This window comes from Enterobacter sp. RHBSTW-00318, assembly GCF_014101375.1.
GTDB classification, from domain to species: domain Bacteria; phylum Pseudomonadota; class Gammaproteobacteria; order Enterobacterales; family Enterobacteriaceae; genus Enterobacter; species Enterobacter ludwigii.
This window is the reverse complement of sequence record NZ_JABXQH010000001.1, coordinates 3,120,677-3,137,886: the sequence shown is the minus strand read 5'-3', so window position 1 is coordinate 3,137,886 and position 17,210 is coordinate 3,120,677. Positions and strand designations below refer to the sequence as shown.

5 protein-coding genes and 6 pseudogenes are annotated in these 17,210 nt (G+C 55.3%); 4 read left to right on the top strand and 7 right to left on the bottom strand.

What is annotated here, in order from left to right; all coding sequences use genetic code 11:
- Nucleotides 1–2 precede the first annotated feature (2 nt).
- The 7 genes and pseudogenes from HV157_RS15500 to HV157_RS15470 all read right to left on the bottom strand — a co-directional run.
- Nucleotides 3–1,496, bottom strand: a complete 1,494-nt coding sequence (locus HV157_RS15500; RefSeq protein WP_014172086.1) for a pitrilysin family protein — start codon at nt 1,494–1,496, stop codon at nt 3–5.
- A 226-nt stretch (nt 1,497–1,722) separates the two neighbouring features.
- The gene (locus HV157_RS15495) at nt 1,723–3,009 is read right to left on the bottom strand and encodes a dicarboxylate/amino acid:cation symporter (protein ID WP_014172087.1); all 1,287 of its coding nucleotides are present in this window, start codon (nt 3,007–3,009) and stop codon (nt 1,723–1,725) included.
- 159 nt (nt 3,010–3,168) lie between these two features.
- Entirely contained in the window at nt 3,169–5,175 is a 2,007-nt protein-coding gene (hmsP, locus tag HV157_RS15490) for a biofilm formation regulator HmsP (RefSeq protein ID WP_025202803.1), read from the bottom strand.
- Nucleotides 5,176–5,294: 119 nt separating this feature from the next.
- Nucleotides 5,295–8,777 (bottom strand): annotated as a pseudogene (gene bcsC / locus HV157_RS15485) (cellulose synthase complex outer membrane protein BcsC).
- A pseudogene (gene bcsZ / locus HV157_RS15480) lies at nt 8,759–9,865 on the bottom strand (cellulose synthase complex periplasmic endoglucanase BcsZ). Before bcsZ ends, bcsC begins: the two co-directional pseudogenes overlap by 19 nt.
- A gap of 6 nt (nt 9,866–9,871) precedes the next feature.
- Nucleotides 9,872–12,293: pseudogene (gene bcsB, locus HV157_RS15475) on the bottom strand (cellulose biosynthesis cyclic di-GMP-binding regulatory protein BcsB).
- Between the two features lie 10 nt (nt 12,294–12,303).
- Nucleotides 12,304–13,047: pseudogene (locus HV157_RS15470) on the bottom strand (PilZ domain-containing protein); the annotation flags it as partial.
- A 66-nt stretch (nt 13,048–13,113) separates the two neighbouring features.
- On the opposite strand from HV157_RS15470, the pseudogene HV157_RS15465 reads away from it, so the two are divergent.
- The 4 genes and pseudogenes from HV157_RS15465 to ltrA all read left to right on the top strand — a co-directional run.
- Nucleotides 13,114–13,359, top strand: a pseudogene (locus HV157_RS15465) (transposase); the annotation flags it as partial.
- A gap of 67 nt (nt 13,360–13,426) precedes the next feature.
- A complete protein-coding gene (locus tag HV157_RS15460) occupies nt 13,427–14,578 on the top strand; it encodes an IS30-like element IS30 family transposase (RefSeq protein WP_001254932.1) in 1,152 nt (383 codons plus the stop codon).
- Between the two features lie 9 nt (nt 14,579–14,587).
- Nucleotides 14,588–15,016: pseudogene (locus HV157_RS15455) on the top strand (IS3 family transposase); the annotation flags it as partial.
- Between the two features lie 672 nt (nt 15,017–15,688).
- A complete protein-coding gene (gene ltrA, locus HV157_RS15450; RefSeq protein WP_001189111.1) occupies nt 15,689–17,197 on the top strand; it encodes a group II intron reverse transcriptase/maturase in 1,509 nt (502 codons plus the stop codon).
- Nucleotides 17,198–17,210: the final 13 nt, after the last annotated feature.

Genomic DNA, 17,210 nt, shown 5'->3' with positions numbered 1-17,210 from the left:
CATTACTGCCCCTGCGGGATATCCGTTGCGTCCTGGTGCAAATCATCTGCCGTAGCAGCCTGCGATGGCTGCGGCGCGGAGGCCATAATGGTATTCCAGGTCGACTGAAGTTCCTTCATGTCATATTCCGGCTCGCCTTTCGGCTGCAGAAGAATCAACGCCATTTCCTGCGACAGCTGCTGACGTAAGTCCTGATTCAACATATCGACGGTCAACCCCTCCAGGAAGTCCTGACGAAGCTTCTGGTACTGCTCCGGCGCGATATCCACCACCTGATTCTGCAGTGAGCGAATACGCTGGCTGATCAGAATGTCGGTATCGGCGCGGGCATACGTTGCAAACAGCTTCTGCAGCTCAAGTTTTTTCTGCGCGACCAGTGCATTGAACTCTTCTTCCGACAGGCCCTCTTTGCGCACTTTTGCCAGCTCTTTTGCCACCACGCCCAGATTCGCATTCAGCTTATCGCCCGGCGATTCAACGTTAATGGCACACTGTGCACGCTGGAACAGCACGCGGCAGTCAAAGCCGAGACCGATATTCTTCACGTTATTCTTGCTGAGCGTCTGCTGAACGTGCCAGAACAGCGCTTCACGTGCCAGATCGGCACGCCAGTAGCGCAGCAGCGCCGCTGACTCACGGATTGGCTGCCAGGCGTTATCCCACATGACGGAGAGGCGGTCCTGACGAACGGTATCCGTCATAATGCTGACAGGCTCTGCGCGCAGCGGAGAGAGCGTTGGGACAGGGGCCGGTGTTTCGCGTTTGCCTTTCAGTTCGCCAAACGCTTTGTTGATCTGCTCCACCACCGCACGGCTGTCCACATTCCCCACCACGATAAGCGTCATCGCGTCCGGGGTGTACCATTTCTGGTAGAACGATTTTACCTGCTCAGCGTCCACCGGCTGTTTCAGCGGCTCGGCCGGGTCATGCCCAAGCAGCGTTGAACCCTTCAGGCGGTAACGCCACCAGCCCTCTTTGGTGTCCACAGGCCAGGTGGCAACCATGTCACTGTTGCTCAGCGCATAGTTAACGGTTTCCGGCGTAATCGCCAGATTGCCCGACGCATCGGCGAGATACGTAAGGGCTTCTTTGAGCAGGTCGTTACGGTTATTTGGCAGGCTCAGGTTGAACATGGTGTAGTCATACGAGACCACAGCCGGCGGAAGCGGGCGTTTCGGATCAATGGCCTGTTGCCAGAGCGAACGCACCTGAACTGCTTGTAAACTGCCGCTCTGCGTGAGCGCCAGTCGGGGAATAAAATGGCTAAAACCGGTTTGCTGAGTGCTTTCCGTGAGGGAGCCGGTATTAACAGACAGACGGATTTCAACACGGTCACTTGGACGTTGTGGGGTGGCTAAAACCTGCCACTGAAAACCGTTCGCTAGTGTCCCTTGTTGCCAGGCCGGGTCTGGCTGGAGCGCATCTGCCTGCACATAACTGGCTGCTGCCATCATCAGCAAACCGCCGGTTAAGAGTCGAATTTTTGTGCCCTGCATGTGAACCCCTGATCAACATTCCTGGTTAAAGAGAGTGTCTCGCGACGCGTTTCACTCTAAAAGATGACGATGAAAACACGTCGATTAGACCGCGTGTTCTACAAAACGTCACGGTCAGAAGTGAAATATACCCAAAAAAAATCTTGTCGAATTATGACAGGTACGAACAGTTATTATGCGCAGGAGCCCGCATCCCGACAAGGGAATGCGGGCATTTGTGACAATATTAAGAGGATAAACCAGGAGTTTTGCTGTCTGACTGGCGATTATTTAACGTATCGTCGAGCTTTTTGTGATCCAGCTCTTTCACCCATTTTGCCACGACTACCGTTGCCACACCGTTACCTACGAGGTTGGTCAAGGCACGGGCTTCAGACATAAAGCGGTCAATACCGAGAATCAGCGCCAGCCCCGCCACCGGCAGGTGTCCGACCGCGGAAATGGTGGCCGCCAGCACGATAAAGCCACTGCCAGTGACACCTGCGGCCCCTTTAGACGAGAGCAGGAGCACCACCAGCAGGGTAACCTGATGGAAAATGTCCATATGGCTGTTGGTCGCCTGAGCGATAAACACGGCCGCCATTGTCAGGTATATCGAGGTGCCATCAAGGTTGAAGGAGTAGCCCGTCGGGATGACCAGCCCCACCACCGATTTACGGCAGCCCAGCTTTTCCATCTTATCGAGCATGCGCGGCAGGGCCGATTCTGATGAAGAGGTCCCCAGAACAATCAGCAGCTCTTCGCGGATATAACGGATAAATTTGAAAATGCTGAACCCTGCCGCGCGGGCGATTGAGCCCAGCACCACCACCACGAACAGAATACAGGTGATATAGAAGCAGATGATGAGCTGACCCAGCTGCACCAGGGTACCCACACCGTACTTACCGATGGTGAATGCCATCGCACCGAAGGCCCCAATAGGCGCCAGGCGCATGATCATATTGATGATGCCGAAGATGACCTGCGAGAAGCTTTCAATGACGTTAAAGATCAGCTGGCCTTTGTTGCCCAGACGGTGCAGGGCAAAGCCAAACATGACGGCAAACAGCAGCACCTGCAGAATGTTGCCGCTGGCAAATGCACCGATGACGCTGCCTGGGATAACGTCCAGCAGGAAGGCCACTACCCCCTGGTCTTTCGCCTGATCGGCATACACCGCGACCGCTTTGGCATCCAGCGTCGACGGGTCAACGTTCATCCCCGCGCCGGGCTGCACCACGTTCACGATGATAAGACCAATAATCAGCGCAAGGGTACTGACCACTTCGAAATAGAGAAGCGCCACTGCACCGGTACGGCCTACCGCCTTCATGCTTTCCATGCCAGCGATGCCCGTCACGACGGTACAGAAGATCACCGGGGCGATGACCATTTTGATGAGCTTAACGAATGCGTCGCCAAGCGGTTTCATTTGTGCGCCAAGTTCAGGGTAATAGTGACCAAGCAAAATACCGATTGCGATGGCTGTCAGGACCTGAAAATAGAGACTTTTGAAGAGTGAGGTTTTCATAGGGTGTCCTTGGGAAGAAAAACCACAGGCTTTGTAAGGTTATGGTTAACCTGCGGCTCTAAAATAACACCCGTATAACAGGACAGAAATAAACCCAGTTCAAATTTGAAACACAAATGTTAAGAACTTTGAGCTGGCTCGCACAAGCCAGCAACAAAATTACACGTTTGCGCTATTGTCCCCACCGGAAAGGTAGCGTTGTTCAAAGACATCCGACGGAACAGCCGGTGCAAACAGGAAGCCCTGTCCGCCCTCCACGCCCGCTTCAGCCAGCCAGGTGCGCTGCGCGTCTGTCTCAATCCCTTCGGCAATCAGCTGCAGTTTCAGGCTGCGGGCCAGCTGGATAATGGCCTGGACCATGCTGCTGTCTTCCGGCAACCCTTCAACAAAGGCTTTGTCGATTTTCAGCACATCCACCGGCAGGGTTTTCATATGCTGGAGCTGACGCAGCCCGGCATAGCCCATACCGAAATCGTCCAGCGCGATGCGTATACCGGCATTACGCAGCGGTTTCAGAATCGCGACCGCCTCATTAGGATCGTCAATACGCCGGCTTTCCGTGACTTCCAGCGTTAGCGTATCAGGCTTGATCCGGTAACGATGGATCAGCTCCAGCATCTCAGACACCATGGTCGGATGCATCAGCTGCAGGGCGGACAAGTTGACCGACAGCGGGAGCGTCACGCCTCGTTCCTGCCAGGCAGCAAGCTGTCGGCACGACTCCTCCAGCACCCAGTAACCGACGGTGACCATCAGGCCACAGGATTCGATGCGCTCAATGAGCCCTTCCGGCAATTCCCATGAACCATCCGGCTGCTGCACGCGCAGCAGCGCTTCCGCGCTGATCACCTCGCCCGTCAGCAAATTCACCTGCGGCTGGAGCCAGAGGGCAAACTGACGGTTATCCAGCGCGGTCAAAATGTCGCTCTCTTCCGTCAGGCGCTGCTGCGCCCTTTCCATCTGTTCCGGGTCGAAGAACTGGATCTGATTTTTCCCTTTGCGCCGGGCGGTAAACGCCGCCGAGAAAGCACGACGGTAAAGCTGTTCCGCCGTTAAGTCACCGTAGTACATCGCAATACCGATGCTGGCGCTTGGACGAAGCTGGATGCCCTGAATGGGCAGCCGCTCATTAATGACAGTGAGTACTTGCTGACCTAACGTGATCGCATGCCACGGCTCTTTCACGCCGTTGGCAATCACCACCAGGTCATACCCGCTGACCTGGGTCAGCACCATGCGCGGGGCCAGCACGGACTTCACTTTCTCCACCAGCGTCAGGAGCAGCATTTCACGCTGGTTCTCTTTGAGCACGCCGGCGGTGTCCTGCAGGGTTTCACAGGCGATCACCATCAGCGCGGTGGTTTGCTGGCGGGCGACAGTCTGTTCCAGCATCGCCATCAGGAAGGCTTTATTGGGCAGTTCCGAGACCGGGAAGCGCGTGGCGCTGCTGTTCAGCTCATCCTGCTGGCGCTGCATCCGCTGCTGGTTGAGGTTATAGCTACGTACCAGCATGCCAATCTCGTCGTCATGATGAAGACGCGGCAGCGGAAGCTGATGCCCCACCTGGTCCTGCGGTGAAAGCGTGTTCAACTCCCGGGCAATCCGGCGTAGCGGATGCACAATCAGACGGTTAATACACCAGGTCAGCGCCACGCTCAGAATAAGTGTCATAAGTAAGCAAGTGGTCACTAACGTGACAACCCAGCTCATGACGAATTTGTACATGCGGTACGAGTCCGCCTGCAGAACAAGGTAGGCCAACGGCTGTGGATTCGCGGGACGCTCAAGCGAATAGACCGGCAGCGAAATCTGCACCGGCAGTTCAAACAGTCGCATCACCATCATGGGGACCGGGCGCTCGGGGATAAAACTCATCCGCAGCGCCTGAAACTGATTGGGTAACACCACGTCTGCGCGGCTCACGACACCGGCAGGCTGAATGCGTTTTAAAATGGTTTCCGCTTCGGGAATATCCCCTTTCAAAATAGAGGCAGAGAGCGGGCCACGCACCGAGCGGGCAATACTTTCTAATTGCGAAGCCGTGTTATAGCGATTCTGCTGTACGGAATGAAACAGCAAAATTACGCAAAAAAGGAGTACAAACAGCATTGTGACGGCAGAAACCATCGCCATCTGTTTGATAGTTAAGGAACGGCTGACACGCAAAATGACTCTCCACAAAACTCGAAGCGCAGGGCGCACCAGGGTGTAAACCTGGTGCGCCTGAGTATACCCGATTGCTGTACTTTTAAGAGAGACTTACAAATGGATTAAGTTAAATCCGATTACCAGTCCGCGTAAGGGATCAGCGGCTGCGGCGGTAAGTCCATATCGCCCTGCCAGCCTGCAGCAGAGTAGCGTACATAAAGCAGTGCGTGGCTTGGGGTATAATCTTTTGCTTCCTGAATATCCACACCGAGACCCACAAACCAGTTGGACGTGACCCGGCGCTCGATAATGGCCCGTGCGGTATAACCCGTGCCTGAGGAGCTGCTGCCGGTTTCCATTTCGCCTCTGTCGGTGTAGCGACCGGGCTCATCGGTCGGAATCAGTCCCTGAATGGGGTAGCGCATCACGTCGTTAGTTTTAGAATGAGACCATGACACCGATCCGCCCAGCTCCCAGGACCAGTTCTCGGTACGTTTACGCCAGGTGACAGGCAACGCGAAGGAGACATACTCCTGCGGGCTGTAATAACCGCCCTGACCCAGGGTATAACCGCTCAGATCTTTATCGTAGTGCCAGAGCATGTTGCTCACGCCAACGGTCAGACGCTCATTGTTTTTATTGATGAGCTTGTAGTAGTAACCGGTCATCCAGCGGACGCGCCAGTTATCTTCCACATTTTTACCCGTCAGCGTTTCCGCATTCAGGCTCGACCAGACGCCGTGCGCCTCACCTTTGTCATAACTGATGCTCGCGCCACCGCCGGTTGCGCGCACGCCGCCCCAGGTGGTGCCGGTGTTGGTATCTTTTTGCCCGGCAAAGGCGAGCAGAGAGCTGGAGATCGGGCGACGATGGGCGTTAACGGTATAACCGATTGGCCCCAGGTCGCTGCTGTAGCTTACACCACCGACCACGTCGACAACGTCAAAGCCCATCGGCGTGGTACCAATATCCCACGCCCAGGTTTTGTTCTGCCAGCCCACGGCAATACTCGCGCCATTTGCTGACTGATGCGTGTTGCCACTACACGGCGTTTCGTAACAGGTGCCCCATTTCGGATCGTAGGTACCGTTATCGGTGGAAAAGGACCCGGCATCCATATTGACCACATCGCTACGCAGGAACATACGGCCATCCGCCAGTGGCGCATCCGCCTGTAACATGGTGGTATGCGCTTTAAGATCGGAATAGCCGCCGGTGCCGCTGGAGCCCCAGTAATCGTGCTGCAGCGTGACGTTAACATCCTGCTGACGGTACAAATCACCGGCGTCGCTACGCACGCCGCGTTTCAGCCAGTCGTCTTATTCGTCGTTACGCGTCAGGCGGGTAAAGCTGTCATTGTCAGCCGGACGTGTCGTCGTGACGCCTGACGACACCATCGCATCTTTATACGTTTCCAGTGCCTGCTGAGGCTGACCATTTTGCGTCTGGAAACGGGCGGCATCACGTAATACCAGCGCGTTTTCCATAGATGCAGGCTGTGATTTCGCCTGAGGAATAATCTTGCTGAACGTCTGCTCTGCGGCGGCGGAATCCCCAAGGCCTGCCTGCGCCATCGCGATCCGGCGCTGCATATTGAGCGACAGCGGCTCTCCGTTTTGCGCAGCAGGCAGTTTTGCCAGCGCGGCACGGGCTGCCTCTTTGTTGCCCTGGGCGCTATACACTTCGGTCAGACCGAGGATCGCATCTTCGTTCTGCGGTTCACGCTCCAGCACGGTGTTGTAAGCCGTTTTCGCGGCCTCCAGATCGCCACGCTGCTGCGCCCAGTCCGCAAGGGTTAAGTCGATACGGGTAGAGGACGGTTGCTGGCGAAGGAGGTTTTCCGCCTCCTGCTCTTTGCCGCTGTCGCGCAGTCGGTTTGCCGTTTCCAGCGTCTGGTTACTCTGCAGGCGGTCGGCAAGCTCCTTAATATTGGCGTTCCACTGGCTGCGCGGAAGCGTCTCCAGATGCGTGAGCGCGGCCCGGTCCTGATCGTTTCCGGAGAGATACAGCCCACTGGCATACACCTGTTCCGGATCGGACGGTTTCTGGCTGGCAAGCTGGCGCATCAGGGTATCCGCCTGGCTGCGCTGGCCCGCGCTATAGAGATCGCGCGACAGACGGTAGGTTATCCAGACGTCGCCCGGAGAGAGTGCCAGACGACGACGCTGAATTTCCGCCGCCTGAGCGTATTGGCCCTGGTTTTCCAGCTGTTCCGCCTGGGCTGACAGCTGCTCGTTGGTCAGGCTGCGTTCAATGTCATCAATGCTTCGGCGCTGGCTGGCAGAGAGCGACTGGATAAACTGCGAGGCCTTTTCCGGGGACTGCGCACGATAAACATTGGCAAGGCCACGAACGGCATTGCTGTTACCGCTGTCCATACGCAGCGCCTGACGGTAATAACGTTCCGCCGCAGCCGTGTCTTTACGCGCCGCCGCGGCATCTCCCAGCCCCAGCACCGCATAACTGTCGGTATTGTCGAGGGTACGCGCCTGCTGGTAATAACGTTCCGCCTGCGCCGTATTGTTCGCTTTCAGGGCGGTATCACCCTGCTGGATCAGCAGCCAGTAGCGGTTAACTTTCAGCAAACTCTCCCATTTTCCGCGGTTATCGCTCTGCGGATCGAGGGCGATCGCTTTTTCAAACTGTGCCACCGCGCGGGCGCGATCGCCTTTCTGAGAGTACGCCTGTCCAAGCGCGCCCACGGCTTCGCTGTCGGCATGATTTGCGCTGACCGCTTTTTGCAGATCCGCCACCGCCTTATCGCCCTGCCCGGCATCCACCGCCGCCAGCCCTTGTGCTTTCGCACGGAACGTTGGGTCGGCGAGCTGTTTTTGCTGCGTATCAAGTTGAGTACGCGCCGCCGCTACGCTGTCGCCGTCGCTGAAGACGCTCAGGTATTTTTGCAGCGCGCTGACGCTGGCGTTACTGACAGGCTGATCTTTGATCTGCTCATACCACATATCAGATGCCTGGCTGCGGCCATTGCTGGATTTGGCCATCTCCTGCAACACCGCAAAGCCTTCATCGCGACGACCGGTCTGGAACAGGAGCTGGGCCAGCGTGCCCTGCAGCTGCGTATTGCCCGGGCTGCTGGCGTTAATTTTCTTCAGCTGGTTAATGGCGACGCTACGGCGGGCAGGATCTTTCGCCACAACATTCCAGTATTCCGTCGCCACGTCACCGCCCGGCGGATTACCGTCAAAAAGCTTGTCATAGGCCGCAATGGCCTCCTGAGTATGACCCGTTGTAGCCAGTAACCGGGCCTGCTGTAACTGCTGACGGCCTTCAGGCGTAGAAAGCAGCATCGTATTGCGCGAGGACTGATACGCACTGGAGCCCGGCGCGATCCCTTTCAGACGATCCAGCTCTTTTTGCGCACCGGCGTTATCACCCTGACGAAGCAGGTAACGAAAGCGCGCCGCAATGACGTCGGGGTTGTTCGGGTCAATCAGCTCAAGGCGGTAGAGCGACTGACGAACCAAATCCTCACGCTGCGTCGATTCACCCAGCCGCACCTGTTGCAGCAGCTGTTGCTGCTGCGGGGAGTTAGCGGCCTGAGCCAGCGGCATCAGTGCCAGGCTAAGCGATAAACTGAGAAGATTTACTGTGAAGTTGCGCATTCCTGGCCCCAGTCCGGTATTAATTCACCTTGAGCGGTGAAGCGAAAACGATGCTGATCCCATCCTTGCCCGAAGAGAGTCAGTACGTAGCTGTAATAGGCATTATTATCGGGAAAATTATCTGCAACGCGCTGGCGCTGTACCGCCTGCGCATCACGCTGCTGTAAAAAAGGCAGCATCGCAGCGGAAAAGCCGACCGGCCCCTTGCCCGCAGGCTTCCCGCTCGCCACATCCACTTTTTCCGGCGGTATACCGTGTTTCGTTGTCATTGTCGCCATCGGCCGGAAGCGCGTAAGCAACCGGGTTTTCTGGGCGTCTTTGTCACTCATCATTCCGACCCAGAGGTAGACGCGGATGGCGTCGTAGCCGCCCACCAGCGATTTATCCTGCTGCAAATGCCAGCCTCTGTTTTTCTGATACTGCACCCAGTCCGGCGAAAACCCCTTTGGCGCCGTTTCCAGCAACAAGCGCAGATTGGTTTCACGAAGGGTCGTCCACGGGGCACCAAAGCGCGTGAAATAGCTCGCTATCTGCGGAGGAAGATAGCTGGGGTTAAAGCGCTAGGCTTTCTCCTCGGCAAAACCGACCTTCCCGGGCAGCAGCATGGAGCCGAGTCCCGGTACTTTCACCACTTCCTCATGGGCAATGCGTTTAAGGAGCGCCTTACCCGTGCGGGTATAGTCCGGATGTTTCCACAGCCGGCCCGCCTCAAGCAGTGACCAGGCAATCCAGACATCGGCATCCGAGGCGGAGTTGGTATCGATTATCGCCCAGTTGTCGTGGTCTTTCTGACCCCATAGCCAGGCGGGCAAATTATCGTTCAGATTGCCCCCGGCCAGGTTGTCGCGCGTCCACGTCAGCAATTGATCAAAGGCTTTGCGATCGTTCGCGGCCAGGGCAAAGAACAACGCATAGCTTTGCCCTTCCGACGTGGTGATTTTGCGCGTATCGCTGGGATCAATGACACGCCCGCTCTCACTGATGTAATCCTTTTTAAACTGCTCCCAGGCAGGCCAGGTGCAGGCGGCGCGAAGAGGGATCGCCGCCAGCATCAACGCTGCTAACACACACCAGCGAAACGCTTTCATCACCTGTTACTCATCCGGGTTAAGGCGACGACGGCTGATGATACGCAGCAGACGCCACAGCACCCACGCCAGCAACACCACGCTGACGGCGGCCAGGATAGCCAGCAGAACCGGATGGTTAGCCAGCGCATACCACAGACGCTCGAACCACGGCAGATGGCCCACATAGTACACATCGCCCACGCGCAGGCTATTGACCCCAGACTCGCGGATCACCGCCACCGAACCATACATCGCGGCACGTTTGCCGCTGTCGTTCATCGCGCTGTTGAGTAACGCATACCCACGCGGGCTGTCCGCCAGGAGCACCACTACGCTACGCTGCTCGTTGTAAGGTGACTGGAAGCCAACCACCGCGGCCATTGGTCCCTGAGACGTAACGGTTGTCTGCACGCTGGCCTGACGATCGTTGATATCCGGCATAATGCTCGGGAACTCGGTCTGACGCAGTGGCGTGTTAACCCAGGACTGGGCTGCTTTGACCAGCAGATCGATACGCTTGTCATCCTTCAGCTTATCCGGGATGTTACCGATCACCATGATGTCCGCGTCTTTGTTCTGGATCTGGCTACCATCGTCAGTCAACGTGACGTTAATTGCCGGCAATCCGGTCTGCGCACCCACGGACGCCATGGTATCCAGCAGGGTCGTCACCTGGCCCTCATTTGGCGCTTTTGGCATGACGACAATGGATTCAGAGAGATCGGCCATACGGCTGAACGGGAAGCTGGCATTAGCAAATGCACGCAGGTCCGGCATGGCAAGGAAGTGATAATACTTCGAGAAGTCGATGGTTGACTCATCCCCAATCACAACGTGGTTCTGTACTTGCTGGAAGGTGATGCAGTTATCCACCGAGCCGCCAGGCATCGGGTTCATGTACTGGAAATCAAAGCGCAGCTGGTTGATCGCCCCAAGCTTCAGCGCCGGAATAGAGACGTCCGTTTTCCCGTCCAGCAGCCCCTGCAACACCGGCAGACGGAGCATCAGTCGGTTAGTATCCTGCGTGCTTGTCAGACTGAAAGATTGCAGGAACTGGTTGTTCAGGCTGATATCCATGCGCGAGCTGTCTTTGGTTGCCGGCGCGGTGTAACGGTAGCTCAGATTGATATCAATGCCGTTGGTGCGCAGTAGGTACAGGTCTGGCGGCAGATTCAGTGACAGACTAATTGGGGCTGGCTCAAGCCCCGTCGCCTGCAGCTGTTCTTCATACGTTTTCAGTTCGCCAAACGTGACGGCACGGTCAGTACGCACCCAGTTTGGTGCGTCATAAGGTTTACGCGGCAGCAGCGGTTTAACCTCATCCACCACCACGCTGTTTCCACGGAACAGAACGTTACCCTGGGCAATGCCCTTGGCCGCCTGCACCAGGTCTTTATCATCACGCCCGAAGACCACCAGCAGCTTCACGTACGGGTTATCCGGGTGACTCATCATCTCAATGGTCGGCGCTTTTACGTCCGGGTGATCGCGCAGGAAGGCAGGACGTTTCGCGTTGGTCGCAAACACGATCGCGTTTCTGTCCGGCATTTTGTCGTACATCACCGGGAAGTTCTGCCCGCGCCAGCCGGAACGTGAACCAAACCACGATGCCACAATGGTGGCCGCCAGCTGCTCGGTGACGTCCGGAGACGCCGCAAACACCATTGGCAGCACTAACTGACGATTATCACGCGGATCAAAGAACGGAACCGGGAACGACGAGAGGTCGTTTTTCAGCGCCAGCGACTGGTAGGTCATCTGCAGCGAAGAGTTGCGTCCTACGTCTACCCACAGGGTATTGCTGGCAGGGTTCTCACAGACGTCACGGTAGTGACCGACAAACTCCAGACGTATGCGGTTAAAGTCGGTGATGAAAAGGGGGGTTAATTGGCACCTGGGCCTGTGTTTTCTTACCCAGTTGCTCTTTCGTGACGGGCAGGACGTCCATCAGCTCATCATTCAGGTAAACCTTCAGCTGAGACTGTACCGGCAACAGCGACGGTGATGGCGTGTATTCAAGGTTCAGCATGGCGTGAGAGACAACCTCATCGCTGCGCATACCGAACTCAATGCCGCCGTTAGGGTTAATACCGCGCAGCACCATGCTGCCCGGCGGCGGCGCAATCTGCGCAAAGCTCAGCTTCACGTCCCGTGACGGGGCATCTTCCGCGACAATAGGCGCGTTTGCTCCCTGTACGCCCAGCATCACCTGACCGACGACATTGCTGTCTGCCGGCAGGGTGTTGCCGTCCGTAGGCTGGTTCGGAATGACGTTTTCCGTTTGACCGGGTGCCGCGGTGATAACCGGATCGGTCGCCTGGGCGACCACAGGTACCGTCGGAGCAGGCGTTGCCGCTGCGTTATCGGGTGCTGCGTTAGCCATCGTTGTGGGGAGCGCACTTACCCCCATTGCCACTGCACATAACCAGGAAAGTTTAGTTTTCATCGCGTTATCATCATTGTTGAGCCATAACCGGGTCCGCCTGCTTCGCCTCATCCCGCTCGGGACGACGAGGAACGAACGATACGATCCAGGAAACCAGCGAAGTAAGGGACCGGAAAATTAATTTCACCGACGACGGGGCAAATTCTGCAAGGTGACGATAGCCACGGAACCCCAGCTTCAGAATATCCAGCAGGCTTTCCAGAGGTTTATCTTCCGGGAAGCTGTCCTGCCAGAGAGCCCACGTGTCCGCGCGGGCAAACGTACACTGCACAAAATCAATATGTTGCTTTTTCGTCAGCGGCATCAGCTGCAGACCGACTTCATTACCGGCTACACGCACCACCTGCGTCGGGAAGACGTACTCCTGCTGGCCGCGCTTCAGCAGCAGGTTAACCTTCTGCCCTTCCAGCACCTTCGCCTGACCGTTGATTTTTATCCCCAGACCACCGTCTGAGAAGTCGTGCACGGTACAGGAGAAGAGGTGACCATCTTCACGGGCGATTGCCGCAGGCATGCAGATTTCCACGCGATGCGCACGGCGGACCTGTTTGCTCTCCACCGACACCGCAACCGCGCCGCCGAGGATAATCAGGTTGTAGAACACCCATGCCATACTCACGAACACGGTCAGGATCTCGTTTTCCGGGCCGTAGAAGTAGCGCCAGATACCGGCAATCACGCCCACGATATTCAGCAACACCAGGAAGATGTACGGCCGGGAGATGACCCAGTCGACATACTCCTCTTCCACCAGACTGAATAGCCACGGGTTTAACAGACACCTCTGAGTCATTTAAAATGGCTTAAAAGAGAGGTGCACATGAGCAGTAAGCGTTACCCTGAAGAGTTTAAAATTGAAGCTGTCAAACAGGTTGTTGATCGTGGTCATTCTGTTTCCAGCGTTGCAACACGCCTCGATATCACTACCCACAGTCTTTATGCCTGGATAAAGAAGTTCGGACCGGACTCTTCCACCAACAAAGAGCAGTCAGATGCTCAGGCCGAGATCCGTCGACTCCAGAAGGAGCTGAAGCGGGTTACTGACGAACGGGACATATTAAAAAAAGCCGCTGTAGATTCAATTGGTCAACGCAACAGTTATGTGAAAACATGGGGTTGCGGAGGTTTTTTGAATGAGACGAACATTTACAGCAGAGGAAAAAGCCTCTGTTTTTGAACTATGGAAGAACGGAACAGGCTTCAGTGAAATAGCGAATATCCTGGGTTCAAAACCCGGAACGATCTTCACTATGTTAAGGGATACTGGCGGCATAAAACCCCATGAGCGTAAGCGGGCTGTAGCTCACCTGACACTGTCTGAGCGCGAGGAGATACGAGCTGGTTTGTCAGCCAAAATGAGCATTCGTGCGATAGCTACTGCGCTGAATCGCAGTCCTTCGACGATCTCACGTGAAGTTCAGCGTAATCGGGGCAGACGCTATTACAAAGCTGTTGATGCTAATAACCGAGCCAACAGAATGGCGAAAAGGCCAAAACCGTGCTTACTGGATCAAAATTTACCATTGCGAAAGCTTGTTCTGGAAAAGCTGGAGATGAAATGGTCTCCAGAGCAAATATCAGGATGGTTAAGGCGAACAAAACCACGTCAAAAAACGCTGCGAATATCACCTGAGACAATTTATAAAACGCTGTACTTTCGTAGCCGTGAAGCGCTACACCACCTGAATATACAGCATCTGCGACGGTCGCATAGCCTTCGCCATGGCAGGCGTCATACCCGCAAAGGCGAAAGAGGTACGATTAACATAGTGAACGGAACACCAATTCACGAACGTTCCCGAAATATCGATAACAGACGCTCTCTGGGGCATTGGGAGGGCGATTTAGTCTCAGGTACAAAAAACTCTCATATAGCCACACTTGTAGACCGAAAATCACGTTATACGATCATCCTTAGACTCAGGGGCAAAGATTCTGTCTCAGTAAATCAGGCTCTTACCGACAAATTCCTGAGTTTACCGTCAGAACTCAGAAAATCACTGACATGGGACAGAGGAATGGAACTGGCCAGACATCTAGAATTTACTGTCAGCACCGGCGTTAAAGTTTACTTCTGCGATCCTCAGAGTCCTTGGCAGCGGGGAACAAATGAGAACACAAATGGGCTAATTCGGCAGTACTTTCCTAAAAAGACATGTCTTGCCCAATATACTCAACATGAACTAGATCTGGTTGCTGCTCAGCTAAACAACAGACCGAGAAAGACACTGAAGTTCAAAACACCGAAAGAGATAATTGAAAGGGGTGTTGCATTGACAGATTGAATCTACAGCGGCGTACTTCGCAAAGCTGTCCGACTGAGGTACGCCTTTATCCGTGACAACTCCTGTTGTTGGCCTGTTCGCCTACTCTGTCGGGTATTGAATGTTCATCCGAGTGGGTTTTACGCTTGGCTTCAGCAGCCGTATTCACCACGGCATCAGGCGGATATAAGACTGACAGGACAAATCAAACAGTTCTGGCTGGAGTCCGGTTGCGTTTATGGCTATCGCAAGATCCATCTCGACCTGCGAGATAGTGGGCAACAATGTGGGATTAACCGGGTCTGGCGGCTGATGAAGCGTGCCGGGATAAAGGCTCAGGTTGGGTATCGAAGCCCACGATCGCGTAAAGGTGAAGCCAGTATCGTGACACCCAACAGACTCCAGCGGCAGTTCAACCCGGAAGCACCGGATGAACGGTGGGTAACGGACATAACGTACAGTGTGCCCGGAGTTCAGGGCGGGCATGGATGCTTAAATGAACCGCGAGTCTGTCTGGAATATTGAACCGGTAACTCACGATGAGAAACCCAACAATCCCACCGGGTGTGACGGTGGAGAACCTGAGCGGCAGTGACCTGCGGCATGCCCGCAGGGTGATGTAACCCGCTGACAACGGGGATTGAGGCGAGATCACTAAGCCGAGATGATCCTCAAGGTTAAGTACTGAAAGGCTGAAGAACATGAACCCGTTAATCCGCCTCTGTGGGTTGAAAACGTCACCACGGCCTACGTGATCTGACAGGCCGTGCAGGAGGAACTGGCAGTGATACGTAAGCACTGCCGGTCGAAGGTGTTTTGACATGTATGCGAAACACCGGGGCAGCAGCGTCTATCACGCTTGCGTTGCTGACTTCTGCCAACTTGCGGCAAGCAAGGATAAAGAGTGCGACGGGCAGCCTCCTCAGTATGCCTGAGTCCAGGCAGGTAAACCGGGGAAGGTCAGCGACGGATGTTAAGGGGGCATGGCTCCGATGACGCGCTGGCTGGCGGAGCTTCCGTAGTAGTCCGCGATGGGGAAAGCCCATTACATGGCGAAGGGAAGCAGTTTGAATGTGTTTGCGACGTGAATTAACTGACCTAACGAGGTGAAGACCTTTGATAATCAGCGAAATGCAACGCAAGCTTGCCACATGGGCAGCCACCGATCCGTCCCTACGGATTCAACGGCTGCTGCGTCTGATAACACAACCAGAATGGCTGGCTGAAGCGGCGCGGATCACGCTTTCATCAAAGGGGGCCCATACCCCCGGCGTTGATGGCGTGAACAAAACAATGCTACAGGCCAGACTGGCTGTTGAGCTGCAAATCCTCAGGGATGAATTACTCTCAGGCCACTACCAGCCCTTGCCCGCCAGACGGGTTTACATCCCTAAAAGCAACGGCAAACTGCGACCACTGGGTATCCCCGCGTTGCGGGATCGTATTGTTCAGCGGGCCATGCTGATGGCGATGGAGCCGATATGGGAGAGTGATTTTCATACGCTCTCATATGGCTTCCGGCCTGAGCGCAGTGTCCACCACGCGATCCGCACGGTGAAATTACAGCTCACAGACTGTGGTGAAACCCGGGGACGCTGGGTGATTGAAGGCGACCTGTCCAGTTACTTCGACACCGTACATCATCGACTGCTGATGAAGGCTGTACGCCGCAGGATCAGTGACGCACGTTTCATGACTCTGCTGTGGAAAACCATCAAGGCGGGACATATCGATGTCGGTCTCTTTCGGGCGGCCAGTGAAGGTGTACCACAGGGCGGTGTTATATCGCCGCTATTATCGAACATCATGCTGAATGAGTTCGATCAATACCTGCATGAGCGCTACCTGAGCGGGAAAGCCAGAAAAGATCGGTGGTACTGGAATAACAGTATCCAACGGGGCCGAAGTACGGCGGTCAGAGAAAACTGGCAGTGGAAACCCGCGGTGGCGTACTGCCGCTATGCCGATGATTTTGTCCTCATCGTCAAAGGCACCAAAGCACAGGCGGAAGCCATCAGGGAGGAGTGTCGGGGTGTGCTCGAAGGCAGTCTGAAACTCAGGCTGAACATGGATAAGACTAAAATCACCCATGTTAATGACGGCTTTATCTTTCTGGGGCACAGAATCATTCGCAAACGCAGTCGTTATGGCGAGATGCGAGTGGTCTCAACGATCCCGCAGGAGAAAGCCAGAAACTTCGCCGCATCGCTGACAGCACTGTTATCAGGCAACTACAGTGAAAGCAAAGTCGATATGGCTGAACAACTCAACCGAAAACTGAAAGGCTGGGCTATGTTCTATCAGTTCGTTGATTTTAAGGCCAAAGTCTTCAGTTATATCGACCGTGTCGTGTTCTGGAAGCTGGCTCACTGGCTGGCCCGCAAATACCGTACAGGTATCGCTTCCCTGATGAGGTGGTGGTGTAAATCACCGAAACCGGGTCAGAGCAAAACGTGGGTTTTATTTGGTAAAACCAATCACGGCAAGCTCAGCGGCGAAATACTGTACCGGTTGGTGGGGCAAGGCAAGAAGCTGTTCCGCTGGCGGCTACCCGAAGGTAATCCCTATCTGAGGACGGAGACCAGAAACACGTATACATCGCGCTTTACAGAAGTGGCAATGGCGTTCGCCAGCATTTAAATGGAGAGCCGGA